This window comes from Aestuariivita sp. (genome assembly GCF_021404545.1).
Taxonomy (GTDB): Bacteria; Pseudomonadota; Alphaproteobacteria; order Rhodobacterales; family Rhodobacteraceae; genus Aestuariivita.
Window position 1 is genome coordinate 18,760 of the sequence record NZ_JAAWWD010000072.1, and the last position, 15,185, is coordinate 33,944.

At 62.9% G+C, this 15,185-nt stretch carries 15 protein-coding genes; 3 read left to right on the forward strand and 12 right to left on the reverse strand.

Annotated elements, in window-relative coordinates:
* Positions 1 to 44: 44 nt before the first annotated feature.
* The 12 genes from HEP69_RS22740 to HEP69_RS22795 are packed head-to-tail and all read right to left on the reverse strand — an operon-like array spanning position 45 to position 12,630.
* Complete coding sequence (locus HEP69_RS22740) at positions 45 to 1,535, reverse strand: class I adenylate-forming enzyme family protein (protein WP_290560805.1); 1,491 nt, start codon at positions 1,533 to 1,535, stop codon at positions 45 to 47.
* Entirely contained in the window at positions 1,532 to 2,107 is a 576-nt protein-coding gene (locus tag HEP69_RS22745; protein ID WP_290560806.1) for a hypothetical protein, read from the reverse strand. The genes HEP69_RS22740 and HEP69_RS22745 overlap by 4 nt, the downstream gene beginning before the upstream one ends.
* On the reverse strand, positions 2,104 to 2,880 hold the full coding sequence (locus HEP69_RS22750) for an oxepin-CoA hydrolase, alternative type (protein WP_290560807.1): 777 nt from the start codon (positions 2,878 to 2,880) through the stop codon (positions 2,104 to 2,106). The genes HEP69_RS22745 and HEP69_RS22750 overlap by 4 nt, the downstream gene beginning before the upstream one ends.
* Complete coding sequence (locus HEP69_RS22755) at positions 2,877 to 3,314, reverse strand: PaaI family thioesterase (RefSeq protein ID WP_290560808.1); 438 nt, start codon at positions 3,312 to 3,314, stop codon at positions 2,877 to 2,879. Before HEP69_RS22755 ends, HEP69_RS22750 begins: the two co-directional genes overlap by 4 nt.
* Positions 3,295 to 4,428, reverse strand: coding sequence for an acyl-CoA dehydrogenase (locus HEP69_RS22760; RefSeq protein WP_290560809.1), 1,134 nt, complete (start codon positions 4,426 to 4,428; stop codon positions 3,295 to 3,297). Before HEP69_RS22760 ends, HEP69_RS22755 begins: the two co-directional genes overlap by 20 nt.
* A gap of 13 nt (positions 4,429 to 4,441) precedes the next feature.
* Positions 4,442 to 5,644, reverse strand: coding sequence for an acyl-CoA dehydrogenase family protein (locus tag HEP69_RS22765; protein ID WP_290560810.1), 1,203 nt, complete (start codon positions 5,642 to 5,644; stop codon positions 4,442 to 4,444).
* A gap of 11 nt (positions 5,645 to 5,655) precedes the next feature.
* Entirely contained in the window at positions 5,656 to 6,831 is a 1,176-nt protein-coding gene (locus tag HEP69_RS22770; RefSeq protein WP_290560811.1) for an acetyl-CoA C-acyltransferase, read from the reverse strand.
* Between the two features lie 4 nt (positions 6,832 to 6,835).
* Complete coding sequence (locus HEP69_RS22775; protein ID WP_290560812.1) at positions 6,836 to 8,926, reverse strand: FAD-dependent oxidoreductase; 2,091 nt, start codon at positions 8,924 to 8,926, stop codon at positions 6,836 to 6,838.
* Between the two features lie 17 nt (positions 8,927 to 8,943).
* Complete coding sequence (locus HEP69_RS22780; protein WP_290560813.1) at positions 8,944 to 9,720, reverse strand: IclR family transcriptional regulator; 777 nt, start codon at positions 9,718 to 9,720, stop codon at positions 8,944 to 8,946.
* Positions 9,717 to 11,057: a TRAP transporter large permease gene (locus HEP69_RS22785; RefSeq protein WP_290560814.1), complete on the reverse strand. Its 1,341-nt coding sequence runs from the start codon at positions 11,055 to 11,057 to the stop codon at positions 9,717 to 9,719. Before HEP69_RS22785 ends, HEP69_RS22780 begins: the two co-directional genes overlap by 4 nt.
* Entirely contained in the window at positions 11,058 to 11,570 is a 513-nt protein-coding gene (locus HEP69_RS22790; RefSeq protein WP_290560815.1) for a TRAP transporter small permease, read from the reverse strand.
* A 4-nt stretch (positions 11,571 to 11,574) separates the two neighbouring features.
* Positions 11,575 to 12,630 carry a C4-dicarboxylate TRAP transporter substrate-binding protein gene (locus HEP69_RS22795; protein ID WP_290560816.1) on the reverse strand — a complete coding sequence of 352 codons (1,056 nt, stop codon included), beginning with the start codon at positions 12,628 to 12,630 and terminating at the stop codon, positions 11,575 to 11,577.
* 180 nt (positions 12,631 to 12,810) lie between these two features.
* On the opposite strand from HEP69_RS22795, the gene HEP69_RS22800 reads away from it, so the two are divergent.
* The 3 genes from HEP69_RS22800 to HEP69_RS22810 are packed head-to-tail and all read left to right on the forward strand — an operon-like array spanning position 12,811 to position 15,084.
* On the forward strand, positions 12,811 to 13,452 hold the full coding sequence (locus HEP69_RS22800; protein ID WP_290560817.1) for a TetR/AcrR family transcriptional regulator: 642 nt from the start codon (positions 12,811 to 12,813) through the stop codon (positions 13,450 to 13,452).
* A 51-nt stretch (positions 13,453 to 13,503) separates the two neighbouring features.
* Entirely contained in the window at positions 13,504 to 14,559 is a 1,056-nt protein-coding gene (locus HEP69_RS22805; RefSeq protein ID WP_290560818.1) for a C4-dicarboxylate TRAP transporter substrate-binding protein, read from the forward strand.
* Positions 14,560 to 14,565: 6 nt separating this feature from the next.
* Positions 14,566 to 15,084 (forward strand): TRAP transporter small permease subunit, encoded by a 519-nt coding sequence (locus HEP69_RS22810; protein WP_290560819.1) that lies wholly within the window; start codon positions 14,566 to 14,568, stop codon positions 15,082 to 15,084.
* Positions 15,085 to 15,185: the final 101 nt, after the last annotated feature.

A 15,185-nucleotide genomic window follows, 5' to 3' on the forward strand; every position in this document is an offset into this window, starting at 1 on the left:
CTGGCCAGGGCAGCGACACCGATCTTTCGCCGCAAAATCGACCCTCAGGTCAACTGATCGGCAAAAGCGTCCATCAGCTTGTGTTTCAGGATTTTGCCAGTGGGTGCCGCAGGCAGGGATGGGGCCAAAATGATCTGGCTCGGCCGCTTATAGCCGGCCAAGCGCTCGGCCACGAAACTCCGCAGCGCCTCGGCGGTCAGATCGCTGCCTTCGGGCACCTGACAAAAGGCCATGACCTTTTCATCCCCCCCTACCACGCGCCCGATCACCGCCGACTGGATCACCTGGGGATGGTCGTTCAGCGCAGCCTCCACCTCGGGCGGATACACGTTAAAGCCGCCATGGATGATCAGCTCTTTCGACCGGCCCAGAATATGCAGGAAGCCACGGTCGTCGATCCGGCCCAGATCGCCGGTGTGCAACCAGCCGTCGCGATCCAGAACCTTGGCCGTCGCCTCCGGGTTGCGAAAATAACCCTTCATCACGTGACCACCGCGCGTCAGCACCTCGCCCGCGCCGTCACCGCCGCCTTCGATGCTCTCGTCGATGCGCACCTCAACCCCCGGCAAGGGTGGCCCGGCTGAGAAATCCGGATCACCGATCGGATGACGCGTGGCGGAAATACCGGCGGTTGTCTCCGTCATCCCGTAGCCATTTTGCAATGCCACACCGTAGAACGCCTCGGCCTTGCGTTTCCACGCCGGATCGAGCGGGGCCGCGCCGGACGAGACATAGCGCAACGTCTCGCTCGGCAAACGTTCAAATCCCTGCTCGCGGGTATACTGCATCAACAACGCGTGCATCTGCGGCACCGCCGACAAAAGCGTCACCCCCTCGGTCAGCGCCTCATAGAGGCGGGCGGCGGAGAAGCGCGCCTCGAACCGGATCTGAGCCCCGCGATAGGCCGCCGCGGTGACGATCGAGGCGAGCCCGAACACATGGGTGATCGGCAACACGCCATAGATCAGATCTTCCGCCGACATATCGCGGAGATTGGCCGACGCCATACCACCGAAACGCATATTGTCATGGGTCAGCATCACGCCTTTGGGGTCACCCGTTGTGCCGGTCGTGTAAAGGACGACCGCAACGTCACCTGTGCCCTCGGGCTCGCTATCCCGCGCCAGCATATGCAGATTGCCAAAGACGCCGGAAATCTCTTTTGCGCCCATTCGCGTCGCATGCGCGCGCGCCTCCTGGGAGACGTTTGAGGTCATCAGAATAACCGCAGGTGTGGCATGGTCGATCACGCGGTCAATCTCGGCCGCGGTCTGGCGCGCGTTGAACGGGATGACCGCTGCGCCCAGTTTCGAGGTCGCGTAAAGGACGGCCAAAGCCGCCGCGCAGTTCTCGGCCAGCAGCAGCACCCGGTCGCCGCGCTGAACCCCTGCCGCACTCAGATGTGCTTTCATCTCCTCGACAGCTGCACCCAGATCGGACCAGCTCCAGTCCGCACCGACAGTGTCGGTCACCGCAGGTCTGTCGCCATGTGTGGCGATCTGGTCATCAAGAAATCCGTGCCACAAACCGCTCATTGCGCTGCCTCCCGCATAACGACACCTTCCACCCTGTCCAAGGCCTGCACCCACCCGGCCTCAATCCGCGCGATGATTTCGGCCACCGGAAGGATCCGGTCGGTCAACCCCAAGGCATGACCGTCCCAAAGCAGGCCCTTGGACAGGTCCCCTGACCTGTATGCGGCGCACCCGGCCTTGCCGGACACCGGCGGCATAAATTTCTGTATCGTCACGTGCGAGTTCTCCTGTTCCAGGCGCACGACCTGATCCGTGGCCTCATTCGCCAATGTGCGGATCGTGTCGCGGGCCGAGGTCTCAACGACGGTCATGTCTTCATCCACGATCGGGCGACAGGTGTTTTCGGTGGTCTCGCCTGGCACCGGTTTCGGCAGCGTTGCGACGTTCACGCCGAAGGGCTGCCGACCGCAGCCCGTGCGGGCCTTGGCGATCCTGGCGCGCAGGTCCCCCGCATTGCGAAAACTGGCGGCGATGACGCAATCAGGATCACCCGGCGCTTGCGGAACGGCCGCCAGAAACGGTCGACGCAGACCCGAACGCCGCGCGAGTGCGGTGCCCCGGGGAGGGCTCATACACCAAAGCTCGGTTTGCGCTTTTCCAGGAACGCGGCGATGCCTTCGGCGGCCTCGGGCCCACCGGCAGCGGCTGCCATGCCGTTGCGCTCGGCATCCAGTTGATCGGCCTCGGTGGTCTCGTAAGCGTCTGCAACCAGCTTGCGAATGGATCCCTGTGCCGCGCGCGGCCCTTGGGCCAGCGCATCCGCCAGCGCATGCGCGGAGGCATCGGCCTCACCTGCGGGCACGACTGCATTCACGGCCCCCAATGCATACATCCGTTCTGCCGTGACCGGGCGGGCCAGCAAACACATCTCCATTGCCAAGGCCCGGGGAACAAGGCGCGACAGAGCCGAGGTCAGCCCCGCATCCGGCACCAGCCCGGCCTTGACATAGGCGGCGGTGAACTTGGCGCCCTCGGCGGCCACAATCAGATCGCATGCCAAAGCCAGGGAGGCGCCCGCGCCAGCCGCGCCACCTTCGACTGCGGCAATGACGGGCACCGGTGAAGACCGGATCAGGCGGACCAGATCGTGCAGTTCATCGACCTTGGCGCGGCGTTCGAGCTCCGACAGGGTGCGCCGCTCGATCAGCACATTCAGATCGCCGCCCGCACAGAAAAATCCGCCTTCCGCTGTCAGGATCACCGCCCGGATCCGCTTTTGCGCGGCCAAGGCCAACGCCTCGCGGATCGCGGCATAGAGATCGGGCGACAATGCGCCACGCCGGTCCACGTTCATGTTGACGACAACCGCGCGGTCGCCGCGATCCTCTACCCGTGCCAATGTCATGTCGGTTCCCCCCGGAGCGTGATCTTGCGGAATACGCCTGTGGCCGTGGCCAGCATCCGCCCCTCTTCGTCCTTTAACTCTCCATAGATATGGGCGATCTTCCGTCCGCCCCCCGATGGATGGCCGGTCGCCGTGACCCGCCGCCCCACCGCCGCCTCTGAAACGAAGCTCACGTTCAGCTGTACGGTGACCAGGGGTGTCAGCGCGTTCCCATCCCCCAGCCGCATCGAGGCGGTAAAGCCGCAAGCGGCATCCAGAAGCATCGCGATAATCCCGCCATGCAGCATGCCGTTGCGATTGGTGTGCTGATCGCGCACATCCAGGATGGCACGGCCCAGCCCGTCAGGCTGGCCCACATCTACGATGTAATCGACGCTCATCTGCGCACCGGACTGGGCGCGGATGATGCCATCCTCAGGCGGCGGAAAGCTCAATGAACCGCTCCAGATGATAATCGGCATCGCCAAACCGGTGATCGGTCATCACAATGCGCTTGGCGATATGAGCCAGCTCATATTCCTGGGTCATCGCGATACCCCCGTGCAACTGGATCGACTCCTCGGCCACCAGACGACCCACCCGGGCGATCAGGTTACGCGCGCCCGCGATGTTGAGATCGCGCGTGCGGGTGTCGCTTTGCAGATAGCCCGCAGCGTTGATCACCGCAGAGCGCGCCTGCTCCAGTTCGATCAGCATATCGGCCATGCGGTGCTGCAACGCCTGGAACGTGCCGATGGGCCGACCGAATTGCTGGCGGGTACCCAGATACTCGTTGGTCAGGGCCGTGGCGCTGTCCATCGCTCCCAGCGTTTCAGCGGCCAACGCCACATGGGCAAGCGCCAGCGTGTCGCTGAGCGGGCCCCAGCCCTGGCCCGCAGCACCCAGACGAGCAGATGCGGGCAAGCGCACATCATCCAGCGTCACTTCGGCCGCGCGGCCGCCGGCCAGCATGGGATAGCCGCGCATCGTCAGCCCAGCCGCGTCGGCAGGCACCAGAACCAGAGAGATCCCCTCGGCCTCGTGCACAGCACCGCTTTCGCGGGCCGACACGATCAGATGACCTGCGGCTTCGGCATTGACCACCACGGCCTTGCGCCCGTTCAGCACGATGTCATCGCCCTCGGCGGTCAGTGTCGTTTCCACATGGGTCAGATCATAGCGGCTGACCGGTTCGCCATGGGCCAAAGCCAGATGCGCACCGCCAGTGATCACCTGCTCGACCACCTCTTTCTGCGCATCCGTTCCGGTCGCGGCGATCAGGCGCCCGCCAAGAACAGCGGTGTCCAGGAACGGCTCCACCACACCGGCGCGGCCCAGTTCCTCAAACACCACGGCGATGTCGAACCCGGCACCGCCAAAGCCGCCCTGCTCTTCGGTGAAGAGCGCGCCGATCACGCCCAACTCGGCCAGTTCGGCCCAAATCTCGGCGCTTATCCCGTCATCGCTTTCGATGATGGTGTTGCGCGTTTCAGTGTCGTACTTGTCCCGCAGATAGCGCCGCAGGGTGTCCTGCAACATCTGCCGTTCTTCGGTGAGATCGAAATTCATCGGAGTATCCTCATTATCTTCCGGCGCCGCCCATCATCGTCTTGGCGATGATGTTGCGCTGCACCTCGTTCGAGCCGCCAAAAATCGAAAGCTTGCGATAGTTGAAGTATTGCGCGGCCAGCGGTCCGGCATAATCGGGGCCGATGGGGTTATTGTCGCCATCCACCGATTCCGACGGGAACGGCAGTGCATAGGGTCCCACAGCGCGGCGGGCCAGATCGTTGATCTCCTGCCGGATCACGGTGCCCTTCACCTTGAGCATCGAGGCCTCGATCCCCGGTGCCTCGCCCGCCGCGGCCTTCGAGACGATCCGCAGGTTCGAGGTGGACAGCGCCATCAGGTCGATCTCCACCTGCGCGATGCGCGCCGCGAAATGCGGGTTCTGGATCAGTGGCTTGCCATTCGCGCGTTCCGCCTTGGCGATGCGTTTCACACTGTCGAGACCGGCCTGGGAAAAGCCCACGCCCGCAATATTCGTCCGCTCGTGGGTCAGCAGATACTTGGCATAGGTCCAGCCCTTGTTCTCCTCGCCCACCAGGTTTTCGACAGGCACTTTGACATCGGTGAACCAGACCTCGTTTACCTCATGGGTGCCATCGAGAAGGATGATCGGACGCACCTCGATCCCCGGCGCGTCCATGTCGATCAGCAGGAACGAGATCCCTTCCTGCTGTTTGGCATCCGGGTCGGTACGCACCAGACAGAAGATCCAATTGGCGTGCTGGCCCAGTGTCGTCCAGGTCTTTTGCCCGTTGACGATGTAATGATCCCCGTCGCGCACCGCCTTGGTCTTGAGCGAGGCCAGGTCCGAGCCCGCGCCCGGTTCGGAATAGCCCTGGCACCACCAGTCGGTGCCATCCAGAATGCGCGGCAGATAGTGATCCTGCTGTTCTTTGGAGCCGAATTTCATCAGCACCGGCGCCAGCATCGACAGGCCGAAGGGCACGATGCGCGGCGCGTTGGCGCGGGCCGCTTCTTCTTCAAAGATATGGCGCTGCACGGCATTCCAGGCCGCGCCGCCAAACTCCTTGGGCCAGTTCTGCGCCAGCCAGCCGCGCGCGTTCAGCGTCGCATGCCAGTGTTCGATATCCTCCTTGGTCAGGGTGTCGTGCCCCTGACGCACCTTGTCCGCCATCTCAGGGGTGAGGCTGGCCTCAAGAAACGCGCGCACTTCGGCGCGAAAGGCCTGCTCCTCGGGGGAATAGCTGAGATCCATTGCCGGTCTCCTTAGCTGTAGATTTCAAAAAGGCCCGCAGCACCCATGCCGCCGCCGATGCACATGGTCACAACGCCCAGTTTGGCGCCCCTGCGGCGCCCTTCGAGCATCAGGTGCCCCGTCATCCGGGCGCCGGTCATGCCGAACGGGTGACCGATCGCGATAGAGCCACCATTGACGTTGTATTTGTCGGGATCGATGCCCAGCCTGTCGCGGCAATAAAGCGCCTGGCTGGCAAAGGCCTCGTTGAGTTCCCAAAGGTCGATATCGTCGATCTTGAGCCCGTGACGCTCCAGCAGGCGCGGCACCGCAAAAACCGGGCCGATGCCCATCTCGTCAGGCTCGCACCCGGCCACGGCAAACCCCTTGAAGGCGCCCAGCGGCTCAAGTCCTGCCTTCTCGGCCTCTGTGCTGTCCATCAGGGTGACCGCCGCGGCCCCATCGGAAAGCTGGGAAGCATTGCCAGCGGTGACGTAGCCGCCCTCGCGCACCGGTTGCAGACCCTGCAGACCCTCCAGCGTGGTGCCAGGGCGGTTGCATTCGTCGCGATCCACGCTGACCTCGTGATGCGACACCTCGCCTGTTTCCTTGTCCTTGACGGCCATGGTGGTCTGCATCGGCACGATCTCATTGGCGAACTTGCCGGCCTCCTGCGCCGCCGCGATCCGCTGTTGCGAGCGCAGACCATAAGCGTCCTGATCGTCGCGGCTCACGCCATAACGGTCGGCCACGATATCGGCAGTTTCGATCATGGTCATGTAGATCGCCGGTTTGTGCTCGGCGATCCATGGCTCGGGTGTCGAGGCAACATTGGTCTGCACCAGGCTGATGCTTTCGACCCCGCCCGCGATCATCGGGCCCGCACCCTCCTGGGTGATGGCATTGGCGGCCAGCGCGATGGTCTGCAGGCCGGACGAGCAATAGCGGTTCACCGTCATACCTGCCGTGGTGATCGGCATTCCCGCGCGAATGGCTACCTGACGTGCGATGTTCTGGCCCGTGGCCCCTTCGGGAAAACCGCAGCCCATGGCGCAGTCTTCAAACTGGTCCAGCGGGATCCCCGACCGTTCGACAGCGGCCTTCACCGCGTGACCGCCCATCGTGGCGCCGTGGGTCATGTTCAGCGATCCGCGAAAGGACTTGGCAAGCCCGGTGCGGGCGGTGGAAACGATAACGGCTTGTTTCATGATCTCAGCCTTTCTTGTTCAGGTCTTCGAAGGTGCGGCCTTCGGCGACCAGCTGTTCGAGAAGCGGTGCTGGCTGCCAGAAGTAATCATCCTCCTCAGCATAGCGTTTGATATCGCCCAGCAGGTCGGGCAGCCCTTGCAGGTCGGCCCATTTCAGCGGGCCGCCATGATAGCGCGGAAACCCATAGCCAAAAAGCAGCGTCATATCCACGTCGAGAGGGCGGCGCGCGATCCCTTCGCCCACCACCTTGGCGGCCTCATTGACCATTGCCGCCATATAGCGGCGCACAATCTCGTCATCGGTGAAGGCGCGGGGCGTAATGTCTTTCTCGGCGCGCTCGGCGGCGATCAGCTCGGGAACATCCGGGTTGGGCGTACGCGTGCGCGAACCCTTTTCGTAGATGTAATAGCCCTTGCCGGTCTTCTGGCCGAAATGGCCGGCCTCGCACAGCCTGTCGGCATAGTTTGTGTCGCGCGCCCGCGGATCCATCCCTTCGGCCCGTTTGCGTTTGCGCACCGCCCAGCCGATATCGAGCCCTGCCAGATCGCTGACCGCATAGGGACCCATGGCAAAGCCGAACGCCTCCAACGCGTCGTCGATCTGATAGGGCGAGGCGCCGTCGAGGATCATGTGATCGGCCGCCGTGCGATAGGTGGCCAGAATGCGGTTGCCGATGAACCCGTCACAGACGCCCGCGCGCACCGACACTTTCTTGAGCGTCTTACCTAAAGCGAAACCGGTCGCGACCACGTCGGGCGCAGTCTTGTCGGCCACGACGATCTCCAACAGTTTCATGACATGCGCAGGAGAGAAGAAATGCAGCCCGATCACATCCTGCGGGCGCTTGGTTATCGCGGCAATCTCGTTCACGTTCAGATAGGAGGTATTGGTGGCCAGCACCGCGCCGGGTTTGCAAACGGCGTCGAGCTTGGTGAAGACCTGCTTTTTGACCTCCATATCCTCGAACACCGCCTCGATCACCAGATCGACGTTGCTCAGCGCGCCGTAATCGGTGGCCAAGGTCAGCGCCGCTTCGGTCAGATGAGTGAACTGGTCCTGGTTGATCTTGCCACGCTTCAGCGCGCCCTGAAGATTGCCCGCGATGCGCCCCTTGGCGGCCTCGGCGGCCTCTTGCGACATCTCCAGCATGGTCACCGTGAGACCGTTCAACAGCGCGGCGGTGGCAATCCCCGCCCCCATGGTGCCGCCACCGATCACCCCGATATCGCCCACGTCGCGCGGCTCTACGCCTTTGAGCTCCGGCAGCTTGCCCACCGCCCGTTCAGAGAAAAACGCATGGATCAACCCCTGCCGCTGGTCGGTGTTCATCAGTTCAAAGAACAGCTCGCGTTCGCGCTTCATGCCTTGATCGAACGGCAGTTCCGCTGCCGCCTGGACGCCGCGCACCGCGGTCGCGGGCGAGAGTTGCCCGCGCGATTTCTTGAGCACTGCGTCATAGGCCGCGTCGAAATCCACGCCGTCCGGGTTCGGCATTTCGCTGACCGGGCGCGGTTTGGCGTCCTGGTCGATCAGCTCCTGCGCATAGGCCAGGCCAATCTCACGCGGAGTGCCCTCCGCGATCCGGTCGATGATGCCCAGTTCCAACGCCTCCTTGGCGCCGATCTGGCGGCCGCTGGTGATCACCTCGATGGATTTCTCCACCCCGATCAGGCGCGGCAGACGTTGCGTGCCACCGGCCCCCGGCATCACGCCGATCAGCACTTCGGGCAAACCCATGCGGGCTTTGGGCGTGGCGATGCGGTAGTGAGATCCCAGTGCGACCTCCAAGCCACCGCCCAGTGCCGTGCCGTGGATCGACGACACCACGATCAACGGCGAGGCCTCAAGCCGCGCGCAGACATCGGGCAGCCACGGCTCCTGCGGGGTCTTGCCGAACTCCTTGATGTCGGCACCCGCGAAATAGGTCGCGCCTTCACCATAGATCAGCACCGCCTTGGCGCCTTCCTTCTCGGCGCGCGCGATCCCGTCGACCAGACCTTGCCGGACGGCCTGGCCCAGCGCGTTCACCGGTGGATTGTTCGCCGCCAGAACCGCGATATCGCCCGCGCGCTCGTATTGAATGGCCTCGCTCATGACCCTCTCTCCCTCTTTTATCCTCTGCGGGCCAGCGCCGTGCTGCGGCCCGTCTTCAGTTCCAGATCCCGTACCACCTGGCGCAGGTCCGGCCCCACCTCATCCCTCATGCGCGCATCGCTCAGCATCTCGGGCAGCGCGCCGCAGGTAAAGGCCACCGGTTCCCCAAACTCCCCCGCATAATACGGCACGCTGACCGCGTTTACGGTCGCGGCGTAACGCGTCCTTTCGGGCGCAATGGTAAAGCCACGACCCACCAGCTGTTCATAGCCATTCTGACGGAAGGCGCGCAAATCCTCGTCCGGTTCAAGCGCGGAAAACCTTGCGTCATTCAGGGATGCCACCACCGCCTGACCCGAGGACGAGCCATGGATCGGGATGCGGTGCCCGGGCTCCAGCCAGATCGACGCGGTGCCAACTGGGCGCCAGGTCTTAGCCAGCATCATCCTGTCGCCATCGCGCACCGCCATCAGCGCCAGCGTTCCCGTACGGTCGGCCAGATCCTGCATCGGGCCTGCGGCCAGATCGATGAAATTGGCCGAGGCCGAGGCGACCGAGCCGACCGCGATGGCCGCAGGGCCCAGCCGGAAATGGCCAGACTTGCCGTCCTGGCTCAGGAATCCCAGCTCGGCCAATGTGAAGGTCAGCCGGGTCACCGTGGCCCCGGCCAGCCGTGTGCGCTGAGCAATTTCGGAATGGCTGAGCCCATCATCGCTGGCGCGAAAGGCGCGCAACACGCTGAGACCTCTGGCCAGCGTGTTGGCAAATTTTCGGTTTTCCGACTGGTCCGTCATTGCATGCCGTTCGGGATCAAAAGAGAGATGATCGGGAAAGACATGATCAGGATCAGAACCAGCACATCGACGCTCAGGAACCGCGCGATGCCTGCAAAGATCCGGTCGATCGGGGCATCCTTGCCCACCACATTGGCGATGACAAAGACGTTGAGACCGACAGGCGGCGTGATCAACCCGATCTCAAGCAGCTTGATCACCACAACACCGAACCAGATCAGATCCAGCCCATAGCCTTCAACCAGCGGGATCATCAACGGCAAGGTCAGGACCATGATCCCGATGGGATCAAGGAACATACCCAGCAGAAGATAGATCAGCGCGATGCACACCATCAGCAAGAACACCGATGGGTCCGCTGCCGTCACCGCGTTGACAATCACCGGCGCCACGCCGGTCAGCGCGATGAAAGCCACGAATATCTTGGCGCCCGCCGCGATAAAGAAAATCGCAGCGGTCTGCACGCAGGTTTCCTTGAAGCTGTCCCAAAGGTCCCGTGCGGTCAGCTTGCGCTGGAACACTCCGATCAGAACGGTGGCCACCACACAAACAGCAGCAGCTTCGGTCGCGGTAAAGATCCCGCCATAGATGCCGCCGATGATAACCAAAAACAGCATCACCGCGGGCCAGGCCGCAATGGCGGCGTCCCAGCGCTCTTTCGAGGTATACATCTCGTCGGAAGGCGGCGCGATCTCGGGGTTTCTCCAAACCCAGATCGCGATCACCAGAATAAACCCGGCCAACGTCAGAAGGCCTGGCAGAACACCGGCCAGAAACAGCTTGGAGATCGATGTCTCGGTGAAAATCCCATAGATGATGAAGAGCACTGACGGAGGGATCAGCGAGCCCAGCGTCCCGCCAGCAGCAACCGAGGCGGTCGCCAGACGGTTGTCATAGCCCATGCGAAGCATTTCCGGCGTACAGATCCGCCCCATCGTCGACGCACAGGCGATTGACGAACCGGTGATTGCCGAAAACCCGCCGCAGCCCATGACCGAAGCCATCGCAACGCCGCCCGGCAGCTTGGTCAGCCAGACCTTGGCGGCATAGTAAATCTTCGTCGTGATTTCGGCCCGATATGCGACGTGCCCCAACGCCACAAACAGCGGGATCATCGACAGGTTATAGGAATGGATCAAGTCGAATGCGTTGGAAAACGCCATCGACGTAGTGGCGTTCAGGGCACGTTCCGGCATGAAGGTGCCGGTACGGAATGCAAAGATGAAGAAGGTCGCAATCATCGCAACCGATGCCAGAGCAAAGGCGATGGGTACGCGCAGCGCAAGCAGGATCAGAACCGCCGCGAAGGCGATCATACCAATTGTGGATGGGTCCATTTACTCGGCCTCGGTGAAAGTGTGTTTGTCGTCGACCGCATCGCCGCGCAGAATCGTGCGCGTGTCACGGATCGCCAATTCCGCCAACCGCAGCCAGCAGGCCCCGATCCCGATGAGAAAGAGCAACCGGCCTGGCCATTTCGGTAGACCGAGATCGCCGAAGTAAAAGCTGCCCGATGCCCAGTTCGACATCAGTTCGCGCCAACCCGCATAGAGCAGTGGCGTGAGCGCCAGCAGCCCGGTGACCGAGCCCAGAACGATCAGCCAGCTCTTGGTACGCGGCCCCATTCGGTCGGAAATGAACTCGACACAGACATGCGCCCGCTGCGCTGTCGCCGCCGCCAGAGGCAGCAGAATCGCGGCGACCATCAATTCGCGCACCATGATCACGCTGTCGGGAAACGAGGTGCCGAACGCCGCCCGGGCCACCACATTGCCCGCGATCAGCACACCCAGAAGAATGACTGCCAGGGCGCCAAGCCCCAGCAGTACATTTTCAAGTCTGACCAGCATCGGCTCAGCTTCCGCCGTCTTCCCACGGATACCCGTTGGCATCCCGTTCGGCGGTGTATTTGGCGATCAGCGCCTGATACTGCTCAAGCAGGTCCTGCGCCGGAAGGCCGGTGGAGGTGGCGGTCTCGACCCACTCTCCGATAAAGGGCTGGCCCATCTCGACCAGCTTGGCGCGTTCCTCGGCAGGCAGTTCGATGACCTCGACGCCCTCTTCCTGCATCGACGCGATGGCCTTTTCATTGGCCGACGTGATGATGCGCCCGAACTCATCCGCCATGTCGCTGCCGGTTTCGTTGAGAACCGCCTGCTGCTCAGGCGTGAGGCTGTCATACATGTCCTTGTTCATGAAGATGCCAAGGCCGCCGACCTGACCCCAGTTGAGGATGGTGTAGCTGTCCATCACCTCGGCCTGTTTCAGCGCCGAGACGGCATAGGAATACCCCTGGCTGCAATCGATCAGGCCAGTGTCGAGGCCCTGATACGCGTCATAGATCGACATACGCACCATGTTTGCCCCCATCTCGCCAAAGACCTTGCCATAGGCGCCCACGCCGCGCACTTTGAGACCTTCCACATCCGAGGCCGTGCGGATCGCTGCATCCTTGCAGCCGATATTGACCTGGCTGGTGGTCCAGCTGCCAATGTAAACCAGGTTCTTATCGGCCAGGTTTGCCTGCATCTCGGCCGAACTGCGCATCAGCGCATCGGTTGCGCGCATGCCGACCCAGGCGTCGGGGTTGTTCAAAGGCAGATCGGCGATGCCGTATCCTGCCATCTCCTGCGGGAAATAGACCGCGATGACACTGCCCATATCCGCCACACCATCGCGGATCGACGGCACGGACGCGTTGGCCTTGAACAGTGCCCCGCCCCACTGGATGTCGATGCGCAGATCGCCGCCTGAGCGTTCGCCGACCTGATCTGCGAACCATTGCAGCGCGGCGGCGCGGGCGCCCCGGTTCGGGCCGGCCTCCCCATGGATCAGAACGGTCTCGGCATAAGCGGCACCGCTGAGCGCAGCCATCGAAGCGGCCAGCACGGCCCCTTTCATGAATGACATGAAAATTCCTCCCAATTTCACTATGCGAAAGAGCATTTCGCATTTGCGTACGCAACGTGGCGGAGGCTTCGGATTCGCGCAAGCGGTTTTTGCTGCCGCTACGGAAACTGTCTTGCAGATCATTCCACCGAGCCTTGACTGATCGTTCAGTCAGGACGCAGACTGCGGTGTATGGGAGAGTTGAAACAGCCAGATTCGCAAAGCACCGGTCGCGATCGCATCCTGGATGCGGCCGAGCGCGTTTTTGCGGATGACGGGTTTTCCGGCGCAGGAATGAAGGCCATCGCGGCACGCGCCGGCGTGGCTCAGGGGTTGCTGCACTACCATTTCACCAACAAAGAAACCCTTTACGCCGCTGTGATCGAACGACGATCCGGCATCATCAATGCCGACCGGCTGGCGCGACTGGGGGCTGTGGACCTGACCGCGGCAAATGCGGTGCCGCAGATCCTGCGCGCCCTGATGGAGCCGCCACTTGGCCCCGGAGGCGGCGGGCGTGCCTATGCCCGTATTCTGGCCGGGCTGACTGTGGGCGATGCGCGCGATGCCGAACTGGTGCGTCTGCATTACGATCCCACCGCGGCACAGTTTATCGACGCGTTGCAGACCGCACTGCCGCACGCGTCGCGCCACGCGATCAGCTGGGGCTATAACCTGGCCATCGGCACGCTGGTCACGGCCGTGTCACAAAGCGGCCGACCCGAGCGTCTGGCCAATGGCGATCCCGGCAAAACCCGCCCTGACGCGGTCGTCACCACCCTTGTCACCTATGTCGAAGGGGGCATCCGCGCTCTGATTGCCAGCGAACAACAACACAGATGATCGCCCGGAACACACCGGGCCATACCGATCTTTTTTTGGGAGGAAAAGACAATGAACCTGAAACACCTCGCCTTTGCGGGCGCCCTTGCCGCCACCCCGGTCGCGGCGCTGGCTGACAGCTATTCGGTGACGATCGCTGCGGGCCACCCGCCAGTCTTCCGCTGGGTCAAAATGATCTCGGATGTGTTCGTACCCACCGTAACATCCCAGATGGACGCGGCAGGCCACTCCATCACCTTCTCCGAACAATATGGCGGCTCACTCGCCAAGGTCGGTGAGGAACTTGAGGCCGTCGAGGCCGGGCTGGCCGAGATCGGCACGTGCCAGTCGCTCTTTGATCCGGCGAAACTGGCGGTGCAGAACGTGACCTATTACACGCCGTTCACGACATCGGACCTGCGCAAGGTCTCAACCATCATCGACGATTTGCACGCCAACCTGCCTGCAATGACCCAGGCCTATGGCGAGAACGGCGTGGTCTATCTGGGCGCCCCTATCGTGATCGACGACTATCTGCTGATGACGAATTTCCCGGTCAATTCGCTCGATGATCTCGACGGGCGCAAGATCGCGGCCCCCGGTGCGGCGATCAACTGGCTGTCGGGCACGGGGGCTGTGGGCGTGTCGGGCAACCTCACGACCTATTACAACGAGTTGAAGACAGGCGTCTATGACGGGGTCATCGTCTTTGCCTCCGCCGCGCTGCCGGGCAAGCTCTTTGAGGTGGCGCCTTACATCACCAAGACCGGGATGGGCGCACAATATGCCGGATCGCTCTGTGCCAATGCCGATTGGTACGCGAGTCTTCCCGACGATGCGCAGACCGCTCTCAAGGCGGGCGCGGATGCCGCACAGGACTGGTATGTCGATCAGTTGGAGGCAGCAGTCACCGCATCGCTCGCGGCCATGGCCGATGCCGGGGCCACAATCGCCGAAGCTCCTGACAGCTTGCGCGAAGGCTGGGCCATGGGCATGGACAACGCGGCCCGCGTCTGGGCCGATCAGCATGACGCACAGGGCAAACCGGCCTCCGAGGTGCTCAGCACCTATATGAACGCGATGCGCGACGCAGGCGCCACCCCGCTGCGCAACTGGGACATCGAGTAAGCGCCCATGTCACTCAAGACCGATACGCAGCGCGATCCTCTCGCGCTGCGGCTGCTTGATGCGGCCACGCAAGGGCTGAATGTTGCGGGATCGATGCTGATCCTAGCGCTCATGGTTTTTGTTGGTATTGACGTGGCCGGGCGCAACCTCTTTGGCACTCCGGTCAGCGGCGTGCCCGAGTTGGTGACGCTGTCCATCGTGGCGATCGTCTTTCTGCAGATCCCCGCCGCCCTGCGCCAGGGCCGCATGACCCAATCGGATGCCTTTCTGGGCTGGCTGATCCGCACACGGCCCGCGCTGGGCAATTCCTTGGCGACGCTTTTCGATCTGATCGCAATCGCAGTGATCTGGGTGATCGTCTCGGCCACCTGGCCGATCTTTACCCGCGCCTGGCAACGCGGTGAGTTCATCGGCGCGCTCGGCGATTTCACCGCCCCGGTCTGGCCGGTCAAACTGATCCTGATCGTCGGCGGCGCCGTCCTGATCGCGCAATTCGCCGCCCGCATCTGGAGACGGTATCGATGAGCGCCACCGCATGCTTCTTCTGGCCAAAAATATTCCCCGCCGGAGGCTCCCGTCCCCTCCAGATGCCCCGAGGGTCCGATGGCGCCCTTGTACACGGCCTT

What these genes read in the sequence shown, in the direction of transcription:
- HEP69_RS22740 (WP_290560805.1), bottom strand. Translation starts at nt 1,535, where the DNA reads ATGAGCGGTTTGTGGCACGGATTTCTTGATGACCAGATCGCCACACAT.
- HEP69_RS22745 (WP_290560806.1), bottom strand. Translation starts at nt 2,107, where the DNA reads ATGAGCCCTCCCCGGGGCACCGCACTCGCGCGGCGTTCGGGTCTGCGT.
- HEP69_RS22750 (WP_290560807.1), bottom strand. Translation starts at nt 2,880, where the DNA reads ATGACATTGGCACGGGTAGAGGATCGCGGCGACCGCGCGGTTGTCGTC.
- HEP69_RS22760 (WP_290560809.1), bottom strand. Translation starts at nt 4,428, where the DNA reads ATGAATTTCGATCTCACCGAAGAACGGCAGATGTTGCAGGACACCCTG.
- HEP69_RS22765 (WP_290560810.1), bottom strand. Translation starts at nt 5,644, where the DNA reads ATGGATCTCAGCTATTCCCCCGAGGAGCAGGCCTTTCGCGCCGAAGTG.
- HEP69_RS22770 (WP_290560811.1), bottom strand. Translation starts at nt 6,831, where the DNA reads ATGAAACAAGCCGTTATCGTTTCCACCGCCCGCACCGGGCTTGCCAAG.
- HEP69_RS22775 (WP_290560812.1), bottom strand. Translation starts at nt 8,926, where the DNA reads ATGAGCGAGGCCATTCAATACGAGCGCGCGGGCGATATCGCGGTTCTG.
- HEP69_RS22780 (WP_290560813.1), bottom strand. Translation starts at nt 9,720, where the DNA reads ATGACGGACCAGTCGGAAAACCGAAAATTTGCCAACACGCTGGCCAGA.
- HEP69_RS22785 (WP_290560814.1), bottom strand. Translation starts at nt 11,057, where the DNA reads ATGGACCCATCCACAATTGGTATGATCGCCTTCGCGGCGGTTCTGATC.
- HEP69_RS22790 (WP_290560815.1), bottom strand. Translation starts at nt 11,570, where the DNA reads ATGCTGGTCAGACTTGAAAATGTACTGCTGGGGCTTGGCGCCCTGGCA.
- HEP69_RS22795 (WP_290560816.1), bottom strand. Translation starts at nt 12,630, where the DNA reads ATGTCATTCATGAAAGGGGCCGTGCTGGCCGCTTCGATGGCTGCGCTC.
- HEP69_RS22805 (WP_290560818.1), top strand. Translation starts at nt 13,504, where the DNA reads ATGAACCTGAAACACCTCGCCTTTGCGGGCGCCCTTGCCGCCACCCCG.
- HEP69_RS22810 (WP_290560819.1), top strand. Translation starts at nt 14,566, where the DNA reads ATGTCACTCAAGACCGATACGCAGCGCGATCCTCTCGCGCTGCGGCTG.